Genomic DNA, 18,387 nt, shown 5'->3' on the forward strand with positions numbered 1-18,387 from the left:
GGGTGGATCCGTTCACCGAACGGACCCCCCGGGTCGTTGCTGCGCGCAAGCTGACCCGGCGCGCGGACCGGGACAAGACCGGCCGGTTCCTGGCCGAAGGCGCCAACGCCGTCGAAGCCGCCTTGGCGGACGGAACGGTGCACGAGCTGTTCGTGACGTCGCGCGCGGCCGCCCAGCACGCGAACCTGGTCGACGCCGCCCGCGCGGCCGGCGTCCCGGTCTCGCCGATCACCGACCGCGCCGCGGACGGCCTGTCGGAAACCGTGACGCCCCAAGGCATCGTGGCGGTCTGCGCCCTGCTCGACCGTCCACTCGAGACGGCCGTGACCCCGGGCGCCCGGCTGGTGGTCGTGCTGGTGGACATCGCCGACCCGGGCAACGCGGGCACGGTGATCCGCGTGGCGGATGCGGCGGGCGCCGACGCCGTCGTCCTGGCGGGCGACACGGTCGACCCCCACAACGGCAAGTGCGTCCGAGCGGCCGCGGGCAGCCTGTTCCACCTCCCGATCACCCGCGTCCGCGACGTCTCGGCCGCACTGAAGGCCTGTTCGGCGGCGGGCCTGCGCACGTACGCGGCCCACGGTTACGCCGACGCCGAACTCGATCGGGTGGACCTGACCGAGCCGACGGCCTGGGTGTTCGGCAACGAAGCCCACGGCCTCTCGGAAGCGGTCCTGGCCGAGACGGATCTGGCGGTCCGCATCCCGCTGTACGGCAAGGCGGAGAGCCTCAACCTGGCCACGGCAGCGGCGGTCTGCGTCTACACGAGCGCGATGGCGGCCCGCCGCTGAGGCGTGGCCCATCGCCCGCTCAGCCGAGACCACTGCCCGTCCCGCCACGGCCTCCTTTCGTGGCGCCGCGGCGGCCGACCCCTGCCGCCCGTCCCACCGCGGCCGCCCTTCGCGGCGTCCCGGCGGTCGATCCTGTCGGTGTCCGCCTACCGGACACGCGCCGCACGCAGACCAGTGGTTTAACCTCGCGCGACCGGATTCCCGGCGTCCCGGCCTGGTCATCGTTCAGTCCTGTCAGGCCCTTACCCGGGCGTGTACCGGCACGGGGCGAGGGCGACCAAGGGCGCCCTGACCCGATCCCATAGACTTTTCTTGCCTTTGACCTCTCGTGCGCCGCGTTGTCCGGCGGAGCACGAACGACCAGTCCCAGCGGACGCCGAGGAGTTATGTCCGGAGCCAAGGAGAAGGAAGCCCAGGGCGGCGCGGTTCTCGCCCCCGAGACGCTGCAGGAGGCGGTCAAGGCCGCCGAAGCGGCGTTCGCCGCCGCGACCGGGCTCGATGCGCTGGCCGAGGTCAAGCCCGCGCATCTCGGTGACCACTCGCCGCTGTTGCTGGCGCGCCGCGAGATCGGCGCCCTGCCCAAGCAGGAGAAGGCCGAGGCCGGCAAGCGCGTCAACGAGGCCCGCCAGGCCGTCCAGTCGGCCTTCGACACCCGCCGCGCCGAGCTCCAGGTGGAGCGCGACGAGCGCGTGCTGCGCGAAGAAGCCGTCGATGTCACCCTTCCGTGGGACCGCGTGCCGCGCGGAGCCCGGCACCCGATCAGCACCGTCTCCGAGCGCGTCGCCGACGCGTTCATCGCGATGGGCTACGAGGTCGCCGAAGGCCCGGAGCTCGAAGCCGAGTGGTTCAACTTCGACGCGTTGAACTTCGGCAAGGACCACCCCGCGCGCCAGCTGCAGGACACGTTCTACGTCGGCGAAGAGGATTCCGGCCTGGTGCTGCGCACGCACACCTCGCCCGTCCAGGCCCGCACCCTGCTGCACCGCGACCTGCCCGTGTACGTCGTGTGCCCCGGCCGGACGTACCGCACCGACGAGCTCGACTCGACCCACACCCCGGTGTTCACCCAGGTCGAGGGCCTCGCGGTGGACAAGGGCATCACCATGGCGCACCTCAAGGGCACGCTGGACGCCTTCGCCCGCGCGATGTTCGGCGAGAACTCCAAGACCCGGCTGCGCCCGCACTTCTTCCCGTTCACCGAGCCGTCCGCCGAGGTGGACGTCTGGTTCGAGGAGAAGAAGGGCGGCCCCGGCTGGGTCGAGTGGGGCGGCTGCGGCATGGTCAACCCGAACGTCCTGCGCGCCTGCGGCGTCGACCCCGAGGTGTACTCGGGCTTCGCCTTCGGCATGGGCATCGAGCGCACCCTGCAGTTCCGCAACGGGATCCCGGACATGCGCGACATGGTGGAAGGCGACGTCCGCTTCACCCTTCCCTTCGGAACGGAGGCGTAGTGCGAGTCCCAGTCAGCTGGCTGACCGAACACCTCGACGTGGGCGAGGAGATCACGCCGCAGGACCTGGCCGACGCTTTCGTCCGGATCGGGATCGAGGTCGACGACCTCCGCGAGCTCGGGCCCGTGACCGGTCCGCTGGTCGTCGGCCGCGTGGCCGAGATCGAGGAACTGACCGAGTTCAAGAAGCCGGTGCGCTTCTGCCGCGTCGACGTCGGCGAGGTCGCCGAGGACGACGAGCCCGAAGACGACGACGAAGACGAGGACGACGAAGAGTCGGGCGAGTTCGACGAGGGCCCGCACGGCATCAGGACCCGCGGCATCATCTGCGGCGCGCGCAACTTCACCGAGGGCGACCTGGTCGTCGTCGCGCTGCCCGGCGCGGTGCTGCCGGGCGACTTCGCCATCGCCTCCCGCAAGACCTACGGCCGCATCAGCGACGGCATGATCTGCTCGGCGCGCGAGCTCGGCCTCGGCGAGGACCACACCGGCATCCTGGTGCTGCCGCCGGGCACCGCGAGCCCGGGCGACGACGCCCAGGAGCTGCTCGCCCTGAACGACACGGTGATCGAGCTCGCGCCGACCCCGGACCGCGGTTACGCGCTGTCGGTCCGCGGCCTGGCGCGCGAGCTGTCGAACGCCCTCGACGTGCCCTTCGGCGACCCGGCGCTGCTGGAGGTCCCGGCGGCCGAGGGTGACGCCTGGCCGGTCCGCGTCGAGGACCCCGAGGGCTGCCCGCGGTTCGTGCTGCGCCGGGTCACCGGCCTGGACTCGACCGCGCCGACCCCGTGGTGGATGCGGCGGCGGCTGATGCTGGCCGGCATCCGCTCCATCTCCCTGGCCGTCGACGTCACCAACTACGTGATGCTCGAGCTCGGGCACCCGCTGCACGCGTTCGCCACCAAGGCCATCCAGGGCGACCTGGTGGTGCGCAAGGCGAAGCCGGGCGAGAAGCTGACCACCCTGGACGACATCGAGCGCACGCTCGACCCGGACGACGTGGTGATCGCCGACGACAGCGGCGTCATCTCGCTGGCCGGCACCATGGGTGGCGCGAGCACCGAGATCACGCCGGAGAGCACGGACGTGCTGCTCGAGGCGGCGCACTGGAACCCGGCGTCGATCAGCCGCACGGCCCGGCGCCACAAGCTGTTCTCCGAGGCGGCCAAGCGGTTCGAGCGGTTCACCGACCCGCAGCTGTGCGGGCCGGCGGTCGAGCTGGCCGCCCGGCTGCTGCGGCAGTACGGCGACGCCGCCATCCGGCCCGGCCGCACCGACGAGGGCACGGTCGAGCCCAACCCGCCGGTCCGGATGCCGATCAACCTGCCCGACAAGGTCGCGGGCGTGAGCTACCAGCGCGGCGTGACCGTGCGCCGGCTCAGCCAGATCGGCTGCAAGGTCACGGTCAGCACGGGCGACGACGGCACCGGCCTCGTCACCGCGATCCCACCGAGCTGGCGCGGCGACCTGCGCCAGCCCGCCGACCTCGTCGAAGAGGTGCTGCGGCTCGAGGGCTACGACAGCATCCCGTCGACGCTGCCCGCCGCCCCGGCAGGCCGCGGCCTGACCGACGGCCAGCGGCGCGTCCGCAGTGTCGCGCGGGCGCTGGCCGAGGCCGGGTACGTCGAGGTGCGCCCGTTCCCGTTCGTCGGCGACGCGGTGTGGGACGCCTTCGGGCTCCCGGCGGACGACGTCCGCCGCAACGCCGTCGTGGTGCGCAACCCGCTGGAGGCCGAGCGCAACAAGCTGGCCACCACGCTGCTGCCGGGGCTGCTGGACACGCTGCAGCGCAACGTGTCGCGCGGGATGAAGGACGTGGCGCTGTTCCACGTCGGCCAGGTCGTGCTGCCCGCGCCGAACCCGCTGAAGGTCCCGGTGCTCGGCGTCGACCGCCGCCCGACCGACGAGGAACTGGCCGTTCTCGAAGAGGCTGTGCCGAAGCAGCCGCTGCACGTCGCCGTCGTGCTCGCCGGCCAGCGCCACCGCGCCGGCTGGTGGGGCGGGGGCGAACAGGCGAGCTGGGCCGACGCGGTGCAGGCCGCCCGGACGATCGCCGAGGCCGCCGGGGTCGAGCTGACCACGCAGGCCACCGATCTGCCGCCGTGGCACCCGGGCCGCTGCGCCCAGCTGCGGGTCGGCGACTGGCCGGTCGGCCACGCGGGCGAGCTGCACCCCAAGGTCGTCGAGGCGCTCGGCCTGCCGCCGCGCACCGTGGCGATGGAGCTCGACCTCGACGCGATCCCGCTGCCGGACTCCCGGCCGGCGCCGAGCGTGTCCGGCTACCCGCCGGTGCTGCTCGACGTCGCGCTGGTCGCGGCCGCGGACGTCCCGTCGGGTGATCTCGCCGCGGTGCTGCGCACCGGGGCGGGCGAGCTGCTCGAGGACATCACGCTGTTCGACGTCTACGCCGGCGAGCAGGTCGGCGAGGGCAAGCGGTCGCTGGCCTACAAGCTGCGCTTCCGCGCCCCGGACCGGACGCTGACCGTCGACGAGGCGACCAAGGCCCGCGACGCCGCGGTCGCCGCGGCGGGCGAACGGTTCGAAGCGACCTTGCGCTGACGCACGACGCTCTCGAAGAGGGGCCGGGAAACCGGCCCCTCTTTCGCGTCCGGCCCCGCACATCCGGCCGACCATCCGCACCAGAACGCAGGCGACTCTCCAGGTACGTGAGCCGACTCTCCAGGTACGTGAGCCGACTCTCCGGGTACGCGACCCGACCGTCCGGGCACACCGGTTGGCCGTAGGTGTCGCGGTGCCGGGCACCCTTTCGAAGCCGAACGTCACCCGATGTGCTTGAGCGCCTCCCGGCGCGACAGCCCCGACAGGCCGGGGTGATCGTCCACGAAGGACCGCACCCAGTCCGGTGACGTCTTCGCGTAGTCGCGCAGCGCCCAGCCGATTCCCTTGCGCAGGAAGAACTCCGGCTCGGCGATCGCGGGTTCGATCGTCCGGGTCAGCAGCTCGGTGTCGGTGTCCTCCTTCGCGCCGACCTGGCAGATGATCGCCGTGCGCCGCCGCCAGAGGTCCTCGTCGGCCGCCCAGCGCAGCATGATCGGCGTGACCTCGCCGCGGGCGGAACGCAGGATCGGGCCCAACCGCCGGATCGCCAGTTCGTCGACGTGGTCCCACCACGCCCCCGTGACGATCATTTCCTCGTACATCGGGATCAGCCCGGGATCCTGCCACGACCGGTAGGCGCGATAGCCGGAAAGATCGACCGCCGCGTACCGCTCCTCCCGGAATTCCGCGTCCCGCCACAACGCCAGGATCGTCGCCGAATATGTCACTCGATCGGGCAATATGTGGTCGGCGAGCACCCGCTTGAGAAGCACGCTCCGCTCCGGTTTGGCCACTCCGCGATACGGCATGGCCGACTTCATGTACGCCCGCATCTGAGGTGCCTTCACCGGATCGCCCAGCTCGGCCAGCCCGGCGCGGACGGCCTTGACCAGCCGTTCGTCCGCGGTCATCCGTCCTCCCGTCGTCCCCGGTCGCCCGGAGCGTACCGGCGGCCACCGACGGTTCCGGGTGCTCGCCGATCGGGGGAGGACCCGACGAAAGGCGGATGGCGGAAGTCGTGGCGGTCAGCGAGATTGTGCAGGGTTGCCGGTAGTTTCGGCGAAATCCGGCGAACTCTGTCGAATGCGGACGAAAAGGACGACTGTGAAAAGAATCGTTGCCGCTGTCGCCGCTGTGGGGCTCGCGGCCGGGCTGCTGGCCGCCGCACCTGCCGCGTCGGCGGACCCCGGGGTGCAGTTCAGCCCCGCGCCGATCGCCTGGGGGCCCTGCGACTCGGCGAGCCTCAAGGCGGCGGGCGCCGAGTGCGGCTTCCTCGAAGTGCCGATGGACTACGCGAAGCCGGGCGGGGCGAAGGTCTCCGTCGCGGTGTCGCGGATCAAGCACAAGACCGCGCAGTCCCAAGGGATCATGCTGGTGAACCCGGGCGGCCCCGGCGGGTCCGGCCTCGGGCTCTCGGTGCTCGGCAAGTACGTGCCGAACCACGCGGGGGACAACTACGACTGGATCGGCTTCGACCCGCGGGGCGTCGGCTCCAGCAAGCCCGCGATCAGCTGTGACGGCAACTACTTCAGCTACGACCGGCCGGCGTACGTGCCGACCTCGCCGAAGCTGGAGAAGACCTGGCTCGACCGCTCGAAGGGCTACGCGCAGGCGTGCCGCAAGAACGGCGCGATCCTCGACCACCTGAAGACGACCGACGTCGCGCAGGACATGGACAGCCTGCGCAAGGCGCTGGGCGAGAAGCAGATCAACTACTACGGCTTCTCCTACGGCACCTACCTCGGCCAGGTGTACAGCACGATGTACCCCAAGAACGTCCGCCGGATGGTGCTCGACGGCAACGTCGACCCGCGGAAGGTCTGGTACCAGGCCAACCTCGACCAGGACGTCGCGTTCGACAAGAACATCAAGATCTACTTCGACTGGCTGGCGTCCTACGACAGCGTCTACCACCTGGGCAAGACCGGTTCCGCGGTGGAGAAGCTCTGGTACGACACCCAGCGCAAGCTCGCCAGGAACCCGGCGGGCGGGGTGATCGGCGGTGACGAGTGGACCGACGTCTTCCTGCAGGCCGGCTACTACGTCTTCGGCTGGGTCGACATGGCCAAGGCGTTCGACGGTTTCGTCCACAAGGGTGACTGGCAGACGCTGAAGGCGCTCTACGACGACTCGAACCCGCCCGGTGACGACAACGGTTTCGCCGTCTACCTGGGTGTGCAGTGCACCGACACCCAGTGGCCGACGAGCTGGAACAAGTGGCGGGTCGACAACTGGCTGACCTACGCCAAGGCCCCGTTCGAGACCTGGGGCAACGCCTGGTTCAACGCGCCCTGCGTGTTCTGGCCGGCGAAGGCGGGCAAGCCCGTCGACATCAACGGCAGCAAGGTCGCCGGGGCGCTCCTCATCAGCGAAGAGCTCGACGCCGCGACGCCGTACGCCGGCAGCCTCGAGGTCCGCAAGCGGTTCCCGAACTCGAGCCTGATCAGCGCGCCGGGCGGCACCACGCACGCCGGTTCGCTGTCCGGAGTGTCCTGTGTGGACGACAAGATCGCCGACTACCTGGCGAACGGAACGCTGCCGGCGCGCCGGCCCGGCAACCACTCCGACGTCCAGTGCAGCCCGGTTCCGCCGCCGGTGCCCGACGGCGCCGCCGCGCAGAAGTCGGACAACACCGCGAAGGCGGCCCAGGAGAAGCAGCGCACATTGGCTCAGCTGCTGCACTTCTGAGCGGAATCGACGTGGGTCAGTGCCCCGGTCCGGCTCGTCCGGACCGGGGCACCGTCTTGTCCGCAGGTGTCGCATCGTGGCCTCCCAGTGACGTGGTGTGGTCGACGAGGACGTTAGGGGAGAGGTCTGACAATTTCGGAGCGGAGTCGGCCGTGAGCAGTGCGTGGCCGAAAATTGTCGGGGGTGCGCGCTAGCTTCACGGCATGTCGATCATCGAAGAGCGCCGGACCGAGATCCGGGCACAGGAGATCATCTACCAGATCGCGGTCGCCACCAGGACGGACGAAGACCGCGCCGAACCGAACACCAGGGTGATGATCACCCTGGAAGCCGGCGGTCCCGAGGGCGAACCGGTCGCCGAGGGCAGCCTCGACCTGGACGTCGCCGTGGCGGCCACGGTGGCCGACCTGGTCGCCGACGGCCTGCTGTCCGCGACGACCGGCGCCGGCCGGTCGTCGCGGCGAAGATCCGCGGCCCGGGCCGCCCAGCAAGGCCGCCCGTGGAACGACGAGATGGACGCGGAGCTGGAGAGCCGGTGGCTGGCCGGCGAGAGCGTCACGGAGATCGCGGCGTACTTCGAGCGCACCCCCGGTGGCATCCGCTCCCGGCTGCCGCGCGTGGGCTGCGACCCGGAGAACCCGGGCTGCTACCTCCCCGTGCCGCCGAGCCGTCGTGTGGACCTGGACGGGGGTGAACCGGGCTGAGCACGGTGGCGGGCCGGTCCACTCCGGCCTGGCCCGCCACCGCCGCCGTCCCGTTTCCTTCACCCACCGGAGTTGTCCTGATGAGTTTCGATCTCGCCGTGTGGCACCAGCCCACGGCCGCCGAAGAAGCGGCCCGCAAGTACGCCGCGTTGACGTCCCCCGAACCGGTGGTGATCCCGCTGCACCCCCGGGCCGTCGCCTACCACCGGGAGCTGACGGCTCGCTACCCGGAATTGACCGATGTGCCGGTCGAGGACCTCGGCAGCTGCCCGTGGTCGTGCGCCTTGACCGTCGCCGGTGACGGCGTGGTCATGTCGCTGAGCTGGTCCGCTCCCGACGCCGTCGTGTCGTACGTCCAGGAGCTGGCCGGGCGGCACGGGATGGTCCTCTACGACCCGCAGGACGCCACCGTGTACCCGCCTTCGGGCGGTGTGGAGTGACTTCCGTGCCGGGGAACCCGGACCGCCGCGGATCAGCCACCCACGCCCGCGCCCGCCAGCGCGCGGGCGGCGAGGACCTCCAGGCGGGCCACCAGTTCCGGCGGCTCCTCGACCGTGAACGCGCAGCCCAGCCCGAGCAGGCGGAACGCGAGCCAGTCCAGGGTGTCCCCGTGGCTGTGCCAGCGGCAGCCACCGTCCGGCAGCGGCGTCAGCTCGCCGACCGCCGTGCCCAGGCGCGGGGTGATCTCGTCGGCCGTCGCGGCCAGCGTGGCCACCGCCCGGTAGGTGGGCACGAGGTCGTAGAGCCGTTCGAGGACGTAGGCCGCCAGGTCCGTCGCGGGTGGCCGGCGCGGGGCGATGCGCCCGCCGGTCGCCTCGGCGTCGTGGACCCGGTCGACGCGGAAGACCCGCCAGTCGTCCCGGTCGAGGTCGAAGGCGACCAGGTACCAGCGCCGTCCGGTGGCGACCAGCCGGAGCGGCTCGGCCCGGCGACGGGACTCGGTCCCGTCGCCCGAGTGGTAGCGGAACCGGACCGTCTCGTTGTTGGTGATCGCGCCGGCGAACACGGTCAGCTGCGCGGGGTCGACGACGGGGCCGGTGGCCGGCACCGCGACGGTCGCCGTGCCGATCGTGCCCACCCGGCGGCGCAACCGCGCGGGCAGGATCTGCTCGAGTTTGGCCAGCGCACGGACGGACGCTTCCTCGATGCCGTCGACAGCCTGGCCCGCGGCCGTCCGCAGGCCGACGGCGATCGCGACGGCTTCGTCGTCGTCGAGCACGAGGGGCGGCATCGCGGTGCCGGCGATCAGCCGATAGCCGCCGGTGACGCCGCGGCTGGCCTCGACCGGGTAGCCGAGTTCGCGCAGCCGCTCGACGTCACGGCGGATCGTGCGCGGGCTGACCCCGAGCCGGTCGGCGAGTTCGCTGCCCGGCCACTCCCGTGGGGTCTGGAGCAGCGAGAGCAGTCCGAGCAGCCGCGCCGGGGTGTCCGTCATCGGCACAGCATCCCAAGCGCCGCGGCACGGCGTCCGCGCGGTGGCGGGCACCACTTCCCGGTATTCCTGTTTGTTTAGCCTTGCAAGGGCGTGCATAATCATGCGTATGACGGTGAACATCGCGGTGGCCGGAGCCAGCGGGTACGCGGGCGGCGAACTCCTGCGCCTGCTGCTGACCCATCCCGAGGTCGAGATCGGCACGCTCACGGCGGCCAGCAGCGCCGGCACGAAGCTCGGCGTCCACCAGCCACACCTGGTTCCGCTGGCCGACCGCGTCCTGGCGGAGACCACGCCGGAGACCCTGGCCGGCCACGACGTCGTGTTCCTGGCCCTGCCCCACGGGCACTCCGCGGCGATCGCCGCGCAGCTCGGCCCGGACGTCCTGGTCGTCGACCTCGGCGCCGACCACCGGCTGGCCGACGCGGCCGACTGGCAGCGCTGGTACGGCGGCGACCACGCCGGCCAATGGCCGTACGGCCTCCCCGAACTGCCGGGCGCGCGGGAGAAGCTCGCCGGCACGAAGCGCATCGCCGTGCCGGGTTGCTTCCCGACCGGCGGCTCCCTCGCCCTCGCGCCCGCCCTGGGTGCCGGCCTGATCGAGCCCGACGTGACGGTCGTCGCGGTCACCGGCACCTCCGGCGCGGGCAAGAGCCTGAAGCCGAACCTGCTCGGCTCCGAGGTGATGGGCTCGGCCAGCGCGTACGGCGTCGGCGGCACCCACCGCCACACCCCGGAGTTCGCGCAGAACCTCGCCGCCGTCGCGGGTGAGCGGGTCACCGTGTCCTTCACGCCGGTGCTCGCGCCGATGCCGCGCGGCATCCTCACCACGGCGAGCGCCCCGCTGAAGGCGGGCATCGACGCGGCCGCCGTCCGCGAAGCCTACGAAAAGGCCTACGACGCCGAGCCGTTTGTCCAGCTCCTGCCCGAAGGCGCTTGGCCGACCACCTCCGCGACGCTGGGCTCGAACAACGTCCAGCTCCAGGTCACGGTCGACACCGACGCGCGGCGCCTGGTCGTCGTCGCCGCGATCGACAACCTGACCAAGGGCACCGCGGGCGGTGCCGTCCAGTCGATGAACCTGGCCCTCGGCCTCCCCGAAACCACCGGCCTTTCCACCGTAGGAGTGGCACCGTGACCGTCACCGGCCCCCAGGGCTTCCGCGCAGCAGGCGTCGCCGCCGGGATCAAGGCGTCCGGCGCCCTCGACTTCACGCTGGTCGTCAACGACGGCCCGCTCGACGTCGCCGCCGGCGTGTTCACCCGCAACGTGATCAAGGCCGCGCCCGTGCTGTGGTCGCAGGAGGTGCTCAAGCAGCAGCGGCTCAAGGCCGTCGTCCTCAACTCCGGCGGTGCCAACGCGGCCACCGGGCCCGGTGGTTTCCAGGACACCCACGCCACGGCCGAGAAGGTCGCCGAGGTGCTCGGCGCCGGCGCGATCGAGGTGGCCGTCTGCTCCACCGGCCTGATCGGTGAACGCCTGCCGATGGACGCCGTGCTGGCCGGGGTCGACACCGCCGCGAAGGCCCTCGACACGAGCGACCAGGCGAGCCTGAACGCCGCCACCGGCGTGATGACCACGGACACGAAACCGAAGCAGGCCTTCGCGAAGCACGACTCCGGGTGGAGCGTCGGCGGGTTCGCCAAGGGCGCGGGCATGCTCGCCCCGAACCTCGCCACCATGCTCTCGGTCCTCACCACCGACGCCGTGGCGGACAAGGAAACCCTCGACCGCGCCCTGCGCGCGGCCACCCACGTCACGTTCGACCGCCTCGACGTCGACGGCGGCACGTCCACCAACGACACGGTGCTGGTCCTGGCCTCCGGCGCGAGCGGCGTCGAACCGACCGAGGCCGAGCTGACCGAGCTCCTCACCGCGGTCAGCCACGACCTGGTGCTCCAGCTGCGTGCGGACTCCGAGGGCGCGACGAAGGACGTCGACATCACCGTGAAGGGCGCGGAGTCGGAGGCCGACGCGATCGCCGTCGCCCGCACGATCGCCGAGGACAACCTGGTCAAGACGGCGCTCTTCGGCTCCGACCCGAACTGGGGCCGGATCGCCATGGCGCTCGGCCGCGTCCCGGCCCGCATCGACCCGGAGACCGTGTCGATCGCGGTCAACCGCGTCACCCTGTTCGCGAAGGGGATGCCGGCCGCCGACCGGTCCGAGGCCGACCTCACCGGCCGGGCCATCGAGATCGTCGTCGACCTGGGCGTCGGGTCGGCCGAGTCGACGGTCTACACCACCGATCTTTCGCACGGTTACGTCGAAGAGAACAGCGCGTACTCCTCATGACCGGCTCGGAGGCTCTGATTTCCGCGGACGAGAGACTGGCGACGGCGGCCGAGAAGGCCGGGGTGCTCATCGAGGCGCTGCCCTGGCTGCAGCGGTTCCACGGCGCCACCGTGGTGGTGAAGTACGGCGGCAACGCCATGATCGACGACACCCTGAAGGCGGCCTTCGCCGAGGACATGGTGTTCCTCCGCCTGGCCGGCCTGCGCCCGGTCGTCGTGCACGGCGGCGGCCCGCAGATCACCGCGATGCTCAACCGGCTCGGCGTGCCCGGCGAGTTCAAGGGCGGGCTGCGCGTCACCACGCCGGAGACGATGGACATCGTCCGGATGGTGCTCACCGGCCAGGTCAGCCGCGAGCTCGTCGGGCTGATCAACGCCCACGGGCCGTACGCGGTCGGCATCTCCGGCGAGGACGCCCGGCTGTTCACCGCCGAGCGCAAACAGGCCACTGTGGACGGTGAACAAGTCGACATCGGCCTGGTCGGCGAGGTCGCCGAGGTCAACCCGGACGCCGTGCTCGACATCGTCAACGCCGGGCGCATCCCGGTGGTGTCCACGGTCGCCCCGGACGTCGACGGCGTGGTGCACAACGTCAATGCCGACACCGCCGCCGGAGCGCTGGCGGCCGCGCTGGGCGCCGAGAAGCTCGTCGTGCTCACCGACGTCGAAGGCCTGTACGCGGACTGGCCGGACCGCTCGTCGCTGATCGACCGCATCCGCGTCGACCACCTCGAGCCGATGCTGCCCGGCCTGGCCAGCGGCATGATCCCGAAGATGGAGGCGTGCGTGCGCGCCATCCGCGGCGGGGTGCGCCGGGCCCACGTGATCGACGGCCGCCTCGCCCATTCGGTGCTGCTGGAGGTCTTCACCTCCCGCGGCGTCGGCACCATGGTCTTCCCCGAAACGGAGCTCCCATGACCGACCTCAAGTCCAATGTGGATGGCCAGCAGCACTGGAAGTCCGCGCTGATGGACAACTACGGCACCCCCGCGCTGACCCTCGTCCGCGGCGAGGGCGCGAAGGTGTGGGACGCCGACGGCACCGAGTACGTCGACCTGGTCGGCGGTATCGCCGTCAACGCGCTCGGCCACGCGCACCCGGCGATCGTCACCGCGGTCACCGAGCAGATCTCGCGGCTCGGCCACACGTCGAACCTGTACGTCAACCCGGTCGCCGTCGAGCTCGCCGAAGCGCTGCTCGACGTCGCCGGCCTCGCAGGCAACGGTAAGGTGCTGTTCGTCAACTCCGGGGCCGAGGCGAACGAAGCCGCGCTGAAGATCAGCCGGCTGACCGGGCGCACCAAGGTGATCGCGGCCGAGGGCGCGTTCCACGGCCGGACCATGGGCGCGCTGACCCTCACCGGGCAGCCCGGCAAGCGCGACCCGTTCAAGCCGCTGGTGCCCGGCGTGGAGCACGTGCCGTTCGGGGACGTCGCGGCGCTCAAGGCGGCCGTCGACACCGACACCGCGGCTGTGTTCCTGGAGCCGGTGCTCGGCGAAGCCGGCGTGATCCCGGCGCCGGACGGCTACCTGCAGGCCGCGCGCGAGATCACCAAGGCCACCGGCACGTTGCTGGTGCTCGACGAGGTGCAGACCGGCCTCGGCCGGCTCGGCACCTGGTTCGGCTACCAGCAGGCCGGCATCGTGCCGGACGTGATCACCCTGGCCAAGGGCCTCGGCGGCGGCCTGCCGCTGGGCGCGGTGATCGGCGTCGGCGCGGTGGCCGACCTGCTCAAGCCCGGCCAGCACGGCACCACGTTCGGCGGCAACCCCGTCTGCTGCGCGGCGGGCCTGGCCGTGCTCCGGACCATCGCCGATGACAACCTCCTCGACCACGTCTCCGCGCTGGGCAAGGACATCGCGGCGGGCGTCGAAGCGCTTGACCACCCGCTCGTCGCCGGGGTGCGCGGCGCCGGCCTGCTGCTGGGGATCTCGCTGCGCCGGCCCGTCTCGGGAGCGGTGGCCAAGGCCGTCCAGGACGCCGGCTACCTGGTCAACCCGATCGCGCCCGAGACCGTGCGGCTCGCGCCGCCGCTCGTGCTGGACAGCGACCAGGCCGACGGCTTCCTCGCCGCGCTCCCGAGCGCGCTCGACGCCGCGGCCACCGAATCGAAGGACTCCGACTGATGCCCCGCCACTTCCTCCGCGACGACGACGTCAGTCCCGCCGAGCAGAAAGCCATCCTCGACCTCGCCGACGCGCTGAAGGCCGACCCGCTCGGCAACCGCACGCTGGCCGGGAAGTCCGTCACGGCGATCTTCGAGAAGAACTCGACCCGCACCCGGTTCTCGTTCGAGGTGGGCATCAGCCAGCTCGGCGGGCACCCGGTGATCGTCGACGGCCGGTCGATGCAGCTGGGCCGGGAAGAGACGATCGAGGACACCTCGCGCGTGCTGTCGCGGTACGTCGACGCGATCGTCTGGCGGACCTTCGCGCAGAAGCGCATCGAAGCGATGGCCTCGGCCGCGTCGATCCCGGTCGTCAACGCGCTGACCGACGAGTTCCACCCGTGCCAGGTGCTCACCGACCTGATGACGATCCGGGAGCGCAAGGGTGAGCTCGCCGGGCTCACCCTCGTCTACCTCGGTGATGGCGCCAACAACATGGCGCACTCGCTGCTGCTCGGCGGCGTCACCGCCGGGATGCACGTCCGGGTGGTCTCGCCGCTCGGGTTCCAGCCCGACCAGCAGGTCATCCTCGACGCCAAGACGCGCGGTGAGGACACCGGCGGCACAGCCACGGCGTTCACCGACCCGTACGAAGCGGTGGCCGGCGCCGACGTGCTCGTCACCGACACCTGGACGTCGATGGGGCAGGAGAACGACGGCCTCGACCGGATCGGCCCGTTCCGCGCCCTCCAGGTCAACACCGAGCTGCTGAAGAAGGCGGCGGACGACGCGATCGTGCTCCACTGCCTGCCGGCGCACCGCGGCTGGGAGATCACCGACGAGGTGATCGACGGCCCGGCCAGCGCGGTGTGGGACGAGGCCGAGAACCGGCTGCACGTCCAGAAGGCGCTGCTGGTCTGGCTCTTCGAAGAGAGCCGACCGGAAAAGAGCCGACGATGACCAGCAGCCGGGTGGGGCGGCAGGCCAGGATCACCGAGCTGGTGTCGTCCACGACCATCCGCAGCCAGACCGAGCTCGCGAAGCTGCTGGCCGCGGAGGGCATCGACGTCACCCAGGCGACGCTGTCGCGCGACCTCGACGAGCTGGGCGCGGTCAAGCTGCGCGGCCCGGACTCCGGCGCGCCGGTCTACGTGATCCCCGAGGACGGCAGCCCGGTCCGCGGGGTCCAGGGCGGCACGTCACGCCTGTCCCGGCTGCTGGCCGAGCTGATGGTCTCGGCCGACTCGTCGGGCAACCTGATGGTCCTGCGGACCCCGCCGGGCGCGGCGCAGTTCCTGGCCAGCGCCATCGACCGCGCGGCGCTGGAGGAGGTCGTCGGCTCGATCGCGGGCGACGACACCGTCGCCGTCATCGCCCGGGAACCCTTGTCGGGCAAGGAACTCGCCGAACGCTTCGCCTCGCTGGCCCAGCGCTCGGTCACGGAACACGGAGACGAGACAACGCCATGATCGTGCTCGCCGGTGCCGGTGGGGAGGTCGCCCCGGCCGCCGCGAAGCTCGCCGAGGAGACCGGAGCCGAGGTCGTGACGCTCGTCGTCGACCTCGGCGGCCGCCCGCCGGCCGGTGGCTCGAACCACGACACGGCCGCCTTCGCCGACGACCACTGCCTCCCGGCGATCCAGGCCAACGCGCTCGTCACCGGGCTGGCCTGGCCCGCGGTGGTCCGCCGCCTGGCCGACGCGGCCCGGCGGTGCGGCGCCACGACCGTCGCGCACGGGTACATCGGGCGCGGCGCGCACCGGTTCGCGGCCGGGCTGGCTGCGGTCGCCCCGGATCTCCGGGTGCTCGCGGTGCCCGGCGCGCCCCCGGCCGAGCGGACCCTCTGGGGGTACGTGGTCGAACCCGGCGACCGGTGGCGGTTCCCCGCCGAGGGGGAGTTCCTCGCCCCGGAGGAGGTCACCGTGACCTTCGACGCCGGGGTCCCGGTGGCGGTCGACGGTGAGACGGTCTCGGTCGCCGAAGCCCTCCGGAGGCTGAACCGCCGGGCGGCGGCGCAGGGCGCCGGGAAACACCGGACCGAAGACGGCCGGACGTTCGCGGCTCCGGGCGCACTCGTGCTGGTCACGGCGCACCGTGCGCTCGAAAGCGCCACCCTCGAGCCGGAGCTGGCCCGGTTCAAGCGGCAGGTCGACCGTGAATGGGCCACCCTGGTCCGCGACGGCCAGTGGTTCTCACCGCTGAAGCACGCGCTGGACAGCTTCGTCGTCGAAGCGCAGGAAGCGGTCTCGGGCGACGTACGGCTGTTGCTGCACGACGGCCGCGTCACCGCGCTCGAACCGCGTGACGCCCGGCCCGCGGCGGAGTACGTCGCGCGGCCCGGCAGGATCACCGCACAAGCTTGACCCACCGATCGAACCAGATACAGGAGAAGCGAGAACAGTGAGCGGGAACGAGCAGCCGGTGCAGCTGTGGGGCGGCCGGTTCGCCAGCGGTCCGGCGGAGGCCATGGCGGCGCTGAGCGCGTCGACGCACTTCGACTGGCGCCTGGCGCCCTACGACATCGCCGGCTCCCGCGCGCACGCCCGGGTGCTGAGCAAGGCGGGCCTGCTCACCGGCGACGAGCTGACCGGCATGCTGACCGCGCTCGACACCCTTGCCCAGGACGTCGCTTCGGGGGCGTTCACCCCGACGATCGCCGACGAGGACGTGCACACCGCACTCGAGCGCGGGCTGCTGGAGCGGGCGGGCACCGAGCTCGGCGGCAAGCTGCGCGCCGGCCGGTCGCGCAACGACCAGGTGGCGACCCTCTTCCGGATGTGGCTGCGGGACGCCGCCCGCCGCGTCGTCGCCGGCACGCTCGACATCGTCGACGCGCTGGTGTCGCAGGCCAAGCGGCACCCGGACGCGATCCTGCCCGGCCGCACGCACCTGCAGCACGCGCAGCCCGTGCTGCTCGCGCACCACCTGCTGGCCCACGGCCAGGCGCTGCTGCGCGACGTCTCGCGGCTGCAGGACTGGGACGCCCGCACGGCCGAGTCGCCGTACGGCTCGGGCGCGCTGGCCGGCTCGTCGCTGGGGCTCGACCCGGAGGCGGTCGCCGAGGAGCTCGGCTTCGCGACCAGCGTGGAGAACTCCATCGACGGCACCGCCTCGCGCGACTTCGTCGCCGAGTTCGCCTTCGCCGTTTCGATGCTGGCGATCAACCTGTCCCGGATCGCCGAAGAGGTGATCATCTGGAACACCGCCGAGTTCGGCTACGTGACGCTGGACGACGCCTGGGCCACCGGCAGCTCGATCATGCCGCAGAAGAAGAACCCGGACGTCGCCGAGCTGACCCGCGGCAAGGCGGGCCGGCTCATCGGCAACCTCACAGGTCTGCTGGCGACGCTGAAGGCCCAGCCGCTGGCCTACAACCGGGACCTGCAGGAGGACAAGGAGCCGGTGTTCGACTCGGTCGAGCAGCTCGAGCTCCTGTTCCCGGCCATCGCCGGCATGCTCGCCACGCTGACCTTCCACACCGATCGCCTCGCCGAGCTGGCCCCGGCCGGGTTCACGCTGGCCACCGACATCGCGGAGTGGCTGGTGCGCCAGGGCGTCCCGTTCCGCGTCGCGCACGAAGCGGCGGGTGAAAGCGTCCGGGTCGCCGAGTCGCGCGGCGTCGGCCTGGACGAGCTCACCGACGAGGAGTTCGAGAAGATCAACCCGGCCCTGACGCCCGCGGTGCGCGAGGTCCTGACCGTCGAAGGCTCGGTGAAGTCCCGCGACGCGCGGGGCGGCACGGCGCCGGCGCGGGTGGCCGAGCAGCGCGCGCGGCTCGAAGAGCGGGTCACCGCCGCCCGCCACTGGCTGAACTGAGCCGGCGAGCCAGGCCGACACCACTGTCGGTCCGGCTCGATAGGCTGGTCGTCGCACGACTTCCCGAAGGAGGGGACGCTTGAGCGGCGAAGCAGGCCGGTTGTTCACCCGCGCCGAACTGGCGCTGGACCCGGTCGACCTGGCCCAGCTGCTGCTCGGCTCCGTGCTGGAGGCGACCGGGCCCGACGGCACCGTCGGCGTCCGGCTGGTCGAGGTCGAGGCCTACCGCGGCGAAGACGATCCGGCGTCGCACTGCTACCGCGGCCGGACCCCGCGCAACGCGGTCATGTGGGGGCCGGCCGGTCACCTGTACGTGTACTTCGTCTACGGAATGCACTTCTGCGCGAACGTCGTCGGCACCCATGAGGACATGCCGGGAGCCGTGCTGGTGCGGGCCGGCGAGGTCGTCTCGGGTCTCGACGTCGTGCGCAAGCGGCGCCCGAACGCCCGGGGGACCGGGGAACTGGCCAAAGGCCCGGCCATCCTCACCTCGGTGCTGCGCATCGACCGCGAGCAGAACGGCGTCGACCTCACCGACCCGGCGTCG

The 18,387-nt window shown here is 72.0% G+C and carries 17 protein-coding genes (1 of these 17 cut by a window edge); 15 read left to right on the forward strand and 2 right to left on the reverse strand.

The genetic code is table 11. The annotated features are described in order from the left end of the window. Positions 1–2 precede the first annotated feature (2 nt). The 3 genes from OHS58_RS04435 to pheT all read left to right on the forward strand — a co-directional run bounded on the left by OHS58_RS04435 (position 3) and on the right by pheT (position 4,800). Positions 3–791, forward strand: coding sequence for a TrmH family RNA methyltransferase (locus tag OHS58_RS04435; protein ID WP_326951175.1), 789 nt, complete (start codon positions 3–5; stop codon positions 789–791). Positions 792–1,177: 386 nt separating this feature from the next. After that, complete coding sequence (gene pheS, locus OHS58_RS04440; RefSeq protein WP_247054031.1) at positions 1,178–2,242, forward strand: phenylalanine--tRNA ligase subunit alpha; 1,065 nt, start codon at positions 1,178–1,180, stop codon at positions 2,240–2,242. Then, a complete protein-coding gene (pheT, locus tag OHS58_RS04445) occupies positions 2,242–4,800 on the forward strand; it encodes a phenylalanine--tRNA ligase subunit beta (protein ID WP_328647228.1) in 2,559 nt (852 codons plus the stop codon). Before pheS ends, pheT begins: the two co-directional genes overlap by 1 nt. A gap of 221 nt (positions 4,801–5,021) precedes the next feature. Here pheT and OHS58_RS04450 read toward each other — a convergent pair whose 3' ends face one another. Continuing rightward, positions 5,022–5,711 (reverse strand): DNA alkylation repair protein, encoded by a 690-nt coding sequence (locus OHS58_RS04450; RefSeq protein WP_328647229.1) that lies wholly within the window; start codon positions 5,709–5,711, stop codon positions 5,022–5,024. Positions 5,712–5,904: 193 nt separating this feature from the next. On the opposite strand from OHS58_RS04450, the gene OHS58_RS04455 reads away from it, so the two are divergent. The 3 genes from OHS58_RS04455 to OHS58_RS04465 all read left to right on the forward strand — a co-directional run bounded on the left by OHS58_RS04455 (position 5,905) and on the right by OHS58_RS04465 (position 8,632). Next, positions 5,905–7,488 carry an alpha/beta hydrolase gene (locus OHS58_RS04455; RefSeq protein WP_328647230.1) on the forward strand — a complete coding sequence of 528 codons (1,584 nt, stop codon included), beginning with the start codon at positions 5,905–5,907 and terminating at the stop codon, positions 7,486–7,488. Between the two features lie 203 nt (positions 7,489–7,691). After that, complete coding sequence (locus tag OHS58_RS04460) at positions 7,692–8,192, forward strand: helix-turn-helix domain containing protein (protein WP_247054022.1); 501 nt, start codon at positions 7,692–7,694, stop codon at positions 8,190–8,192. An 80-nt stretch (positions 8,193–8,272) separates the two neighbouring features. After that, positions 8,273–8,632, forward strand: a complete 360-nt coding sequence (locus tag OHS58_RS04465) for a hypothetical protein (RefSeq protein ID WP_328647231.1) — start codon at positions 8,273–8,275, stop codon at positions 8,630–8,632. Between the two features lie 32 nt (positions 8,633–8,664). Here OHS58_RS04465 and OHS58_RS04470 read toward each other — a convergent pair whose 3' ends face one another. Continuing rightward, positions 8,665–9,627, reverse strand: coding sequence for a helix-turn-helix transcriptional regulator (locus OHS58_RS04470; RefSeq protein WP_328647232.1), 963 nt, complete (start codon positions 9,625–9,627; stop codon positions 8,665–8,667). Between the two features lie 106 nt (positions 9,628–9,733). On the opposite strand from OHS58_RS04470, the gene argC reads away from it, so the two are divergent. From argC to OHS58_RS04515, 9 genes are all read left to right on the forward strand, one after another. Further along, complete coding sequence (gene argC, locus OHS58_RS04475) at positions 9,734–10,762, forward strand: N-acetyl-gamma-glutamyl-phosphate reductase (protein WP_328647233.1); 1,029 nt, start codon at positions 9,734–9,736, stop codon at positions 10,760–10,762. Continuing rightward, positions 10,759–11,919, forward strand: a complete 1,161-nt coding sequence (argJ, locus tag OHS58_RS04480; protein ID WP_328647234.1) for a bifunctional glutamate N-acetyltransferase/amino-acid acetyltransferase ArgJ — start codon at positions 10,759–10,761, stop codon at positions 11,917–11,919. The genes argC and argJ overlap by 4 nt, the downstream gene beginning before the upstream one ends. Continuing rightward, the gene (gene argB, locus OHS58_RS04485; RefSeq protein WP_326951168.1) at positions 11,916–12,836 is read left to right on the forward strand and encodes an acetylglutamate kinase; all 921 of its coding nucleotides are present in this window, start codon (positions 11,916–11,918) and stop codon (positions 12,834–12,836) included. Before argJ ends, argB begins: the two co-directional genes overlap by 4 nt. After that, the gene (locus tag OHS58_RS04490; RefSeq protein ID WP_328647235.1) at positions 12,833–14,044 is read left to right on the forward strand and encodes an acetylornithine transaminase; all 1,212 of its coding nucleotides are present in this window, start codon (positions 12,833–12,835) and stop codon (positions 14,042–14,044) included. Before argB ends, OHS58_RS04490 begins: the two co-directional genes overlap by 4 nt. After that, positions 14,044–14,985, forward strand: a complete 942-nt coding sequence (gene argF / locus OHS58_RS04495) for an ornithine carbamoyltransferase (protein ID WP_326951166.1) — start codon at positions 14,044–14,046, stop codon at positions 14,983–14,985. The genes OHS58_RS04490 and argF overlap by 1 nt, the downstream gene beginning before the upstream one ends. Beyond that, entirely contained in the window at positions 14,982–15,494 is a 513-nt protein-coding gene (locus OHS58_RS04500; RefSeq protein WP_328647236.1) for an arginine repressor, read from the forward strand. Before argF ends, OHS58_RS04500 begins: the two co-directional genes overlap by 4 nt. Then, positions 15,491–16,387, forward strand: coding sequence for an argininosuccinate synthase domain-containing protein (locus OHS58_RS04505; RefSeq protein ID WP_328647237.1), 897 nt, complete (start codon positions 15,491–15,493; stop codon positions 16,385–16,387). The genes OHS58_RS04500 and OHS58_RS04505 overlap by 4 nt, the downstream gene beginning before the upstream one ends. A gap of 37 nt (positions 16,388–16,424) precedes the next feature. Further along, positions 16,425–17,840, forward strand: a complete 1,416-nt coding sequence (gene argH / locus OHS58_RS04510) for an argininosuccinate lyase (protein WP_328647238.1) — start codon at positions 16,425–16,427, stop codon at positions 17,838–17,840. Between the two features lie 79 nt (positions 17,841–17,919). Continuing rightward, on the forward strand, positions 17,920–18,387 hold the 5' portion of the coding sequence (locus tag OHS58_RS04515) for a DNA-3-methyladenine glycosylase (protein WP_326951163.1). The gene runs 171 nt beyond the window's last position; only the first 468 of its 639 coding nucleotides appear in the window; the start codon lies at positions 17,920–17,922; its stop codon lies beyond the right edge, outside the window.

The organism is Amycolatopsis sp. NBC_00348 (assembly GCF_036114655.1).
GTDB lineage: Bacteria > Actinomycetota > Actinomycetes > Mycobacteriales > Pseudonocardiaceae > Amycolatopsis.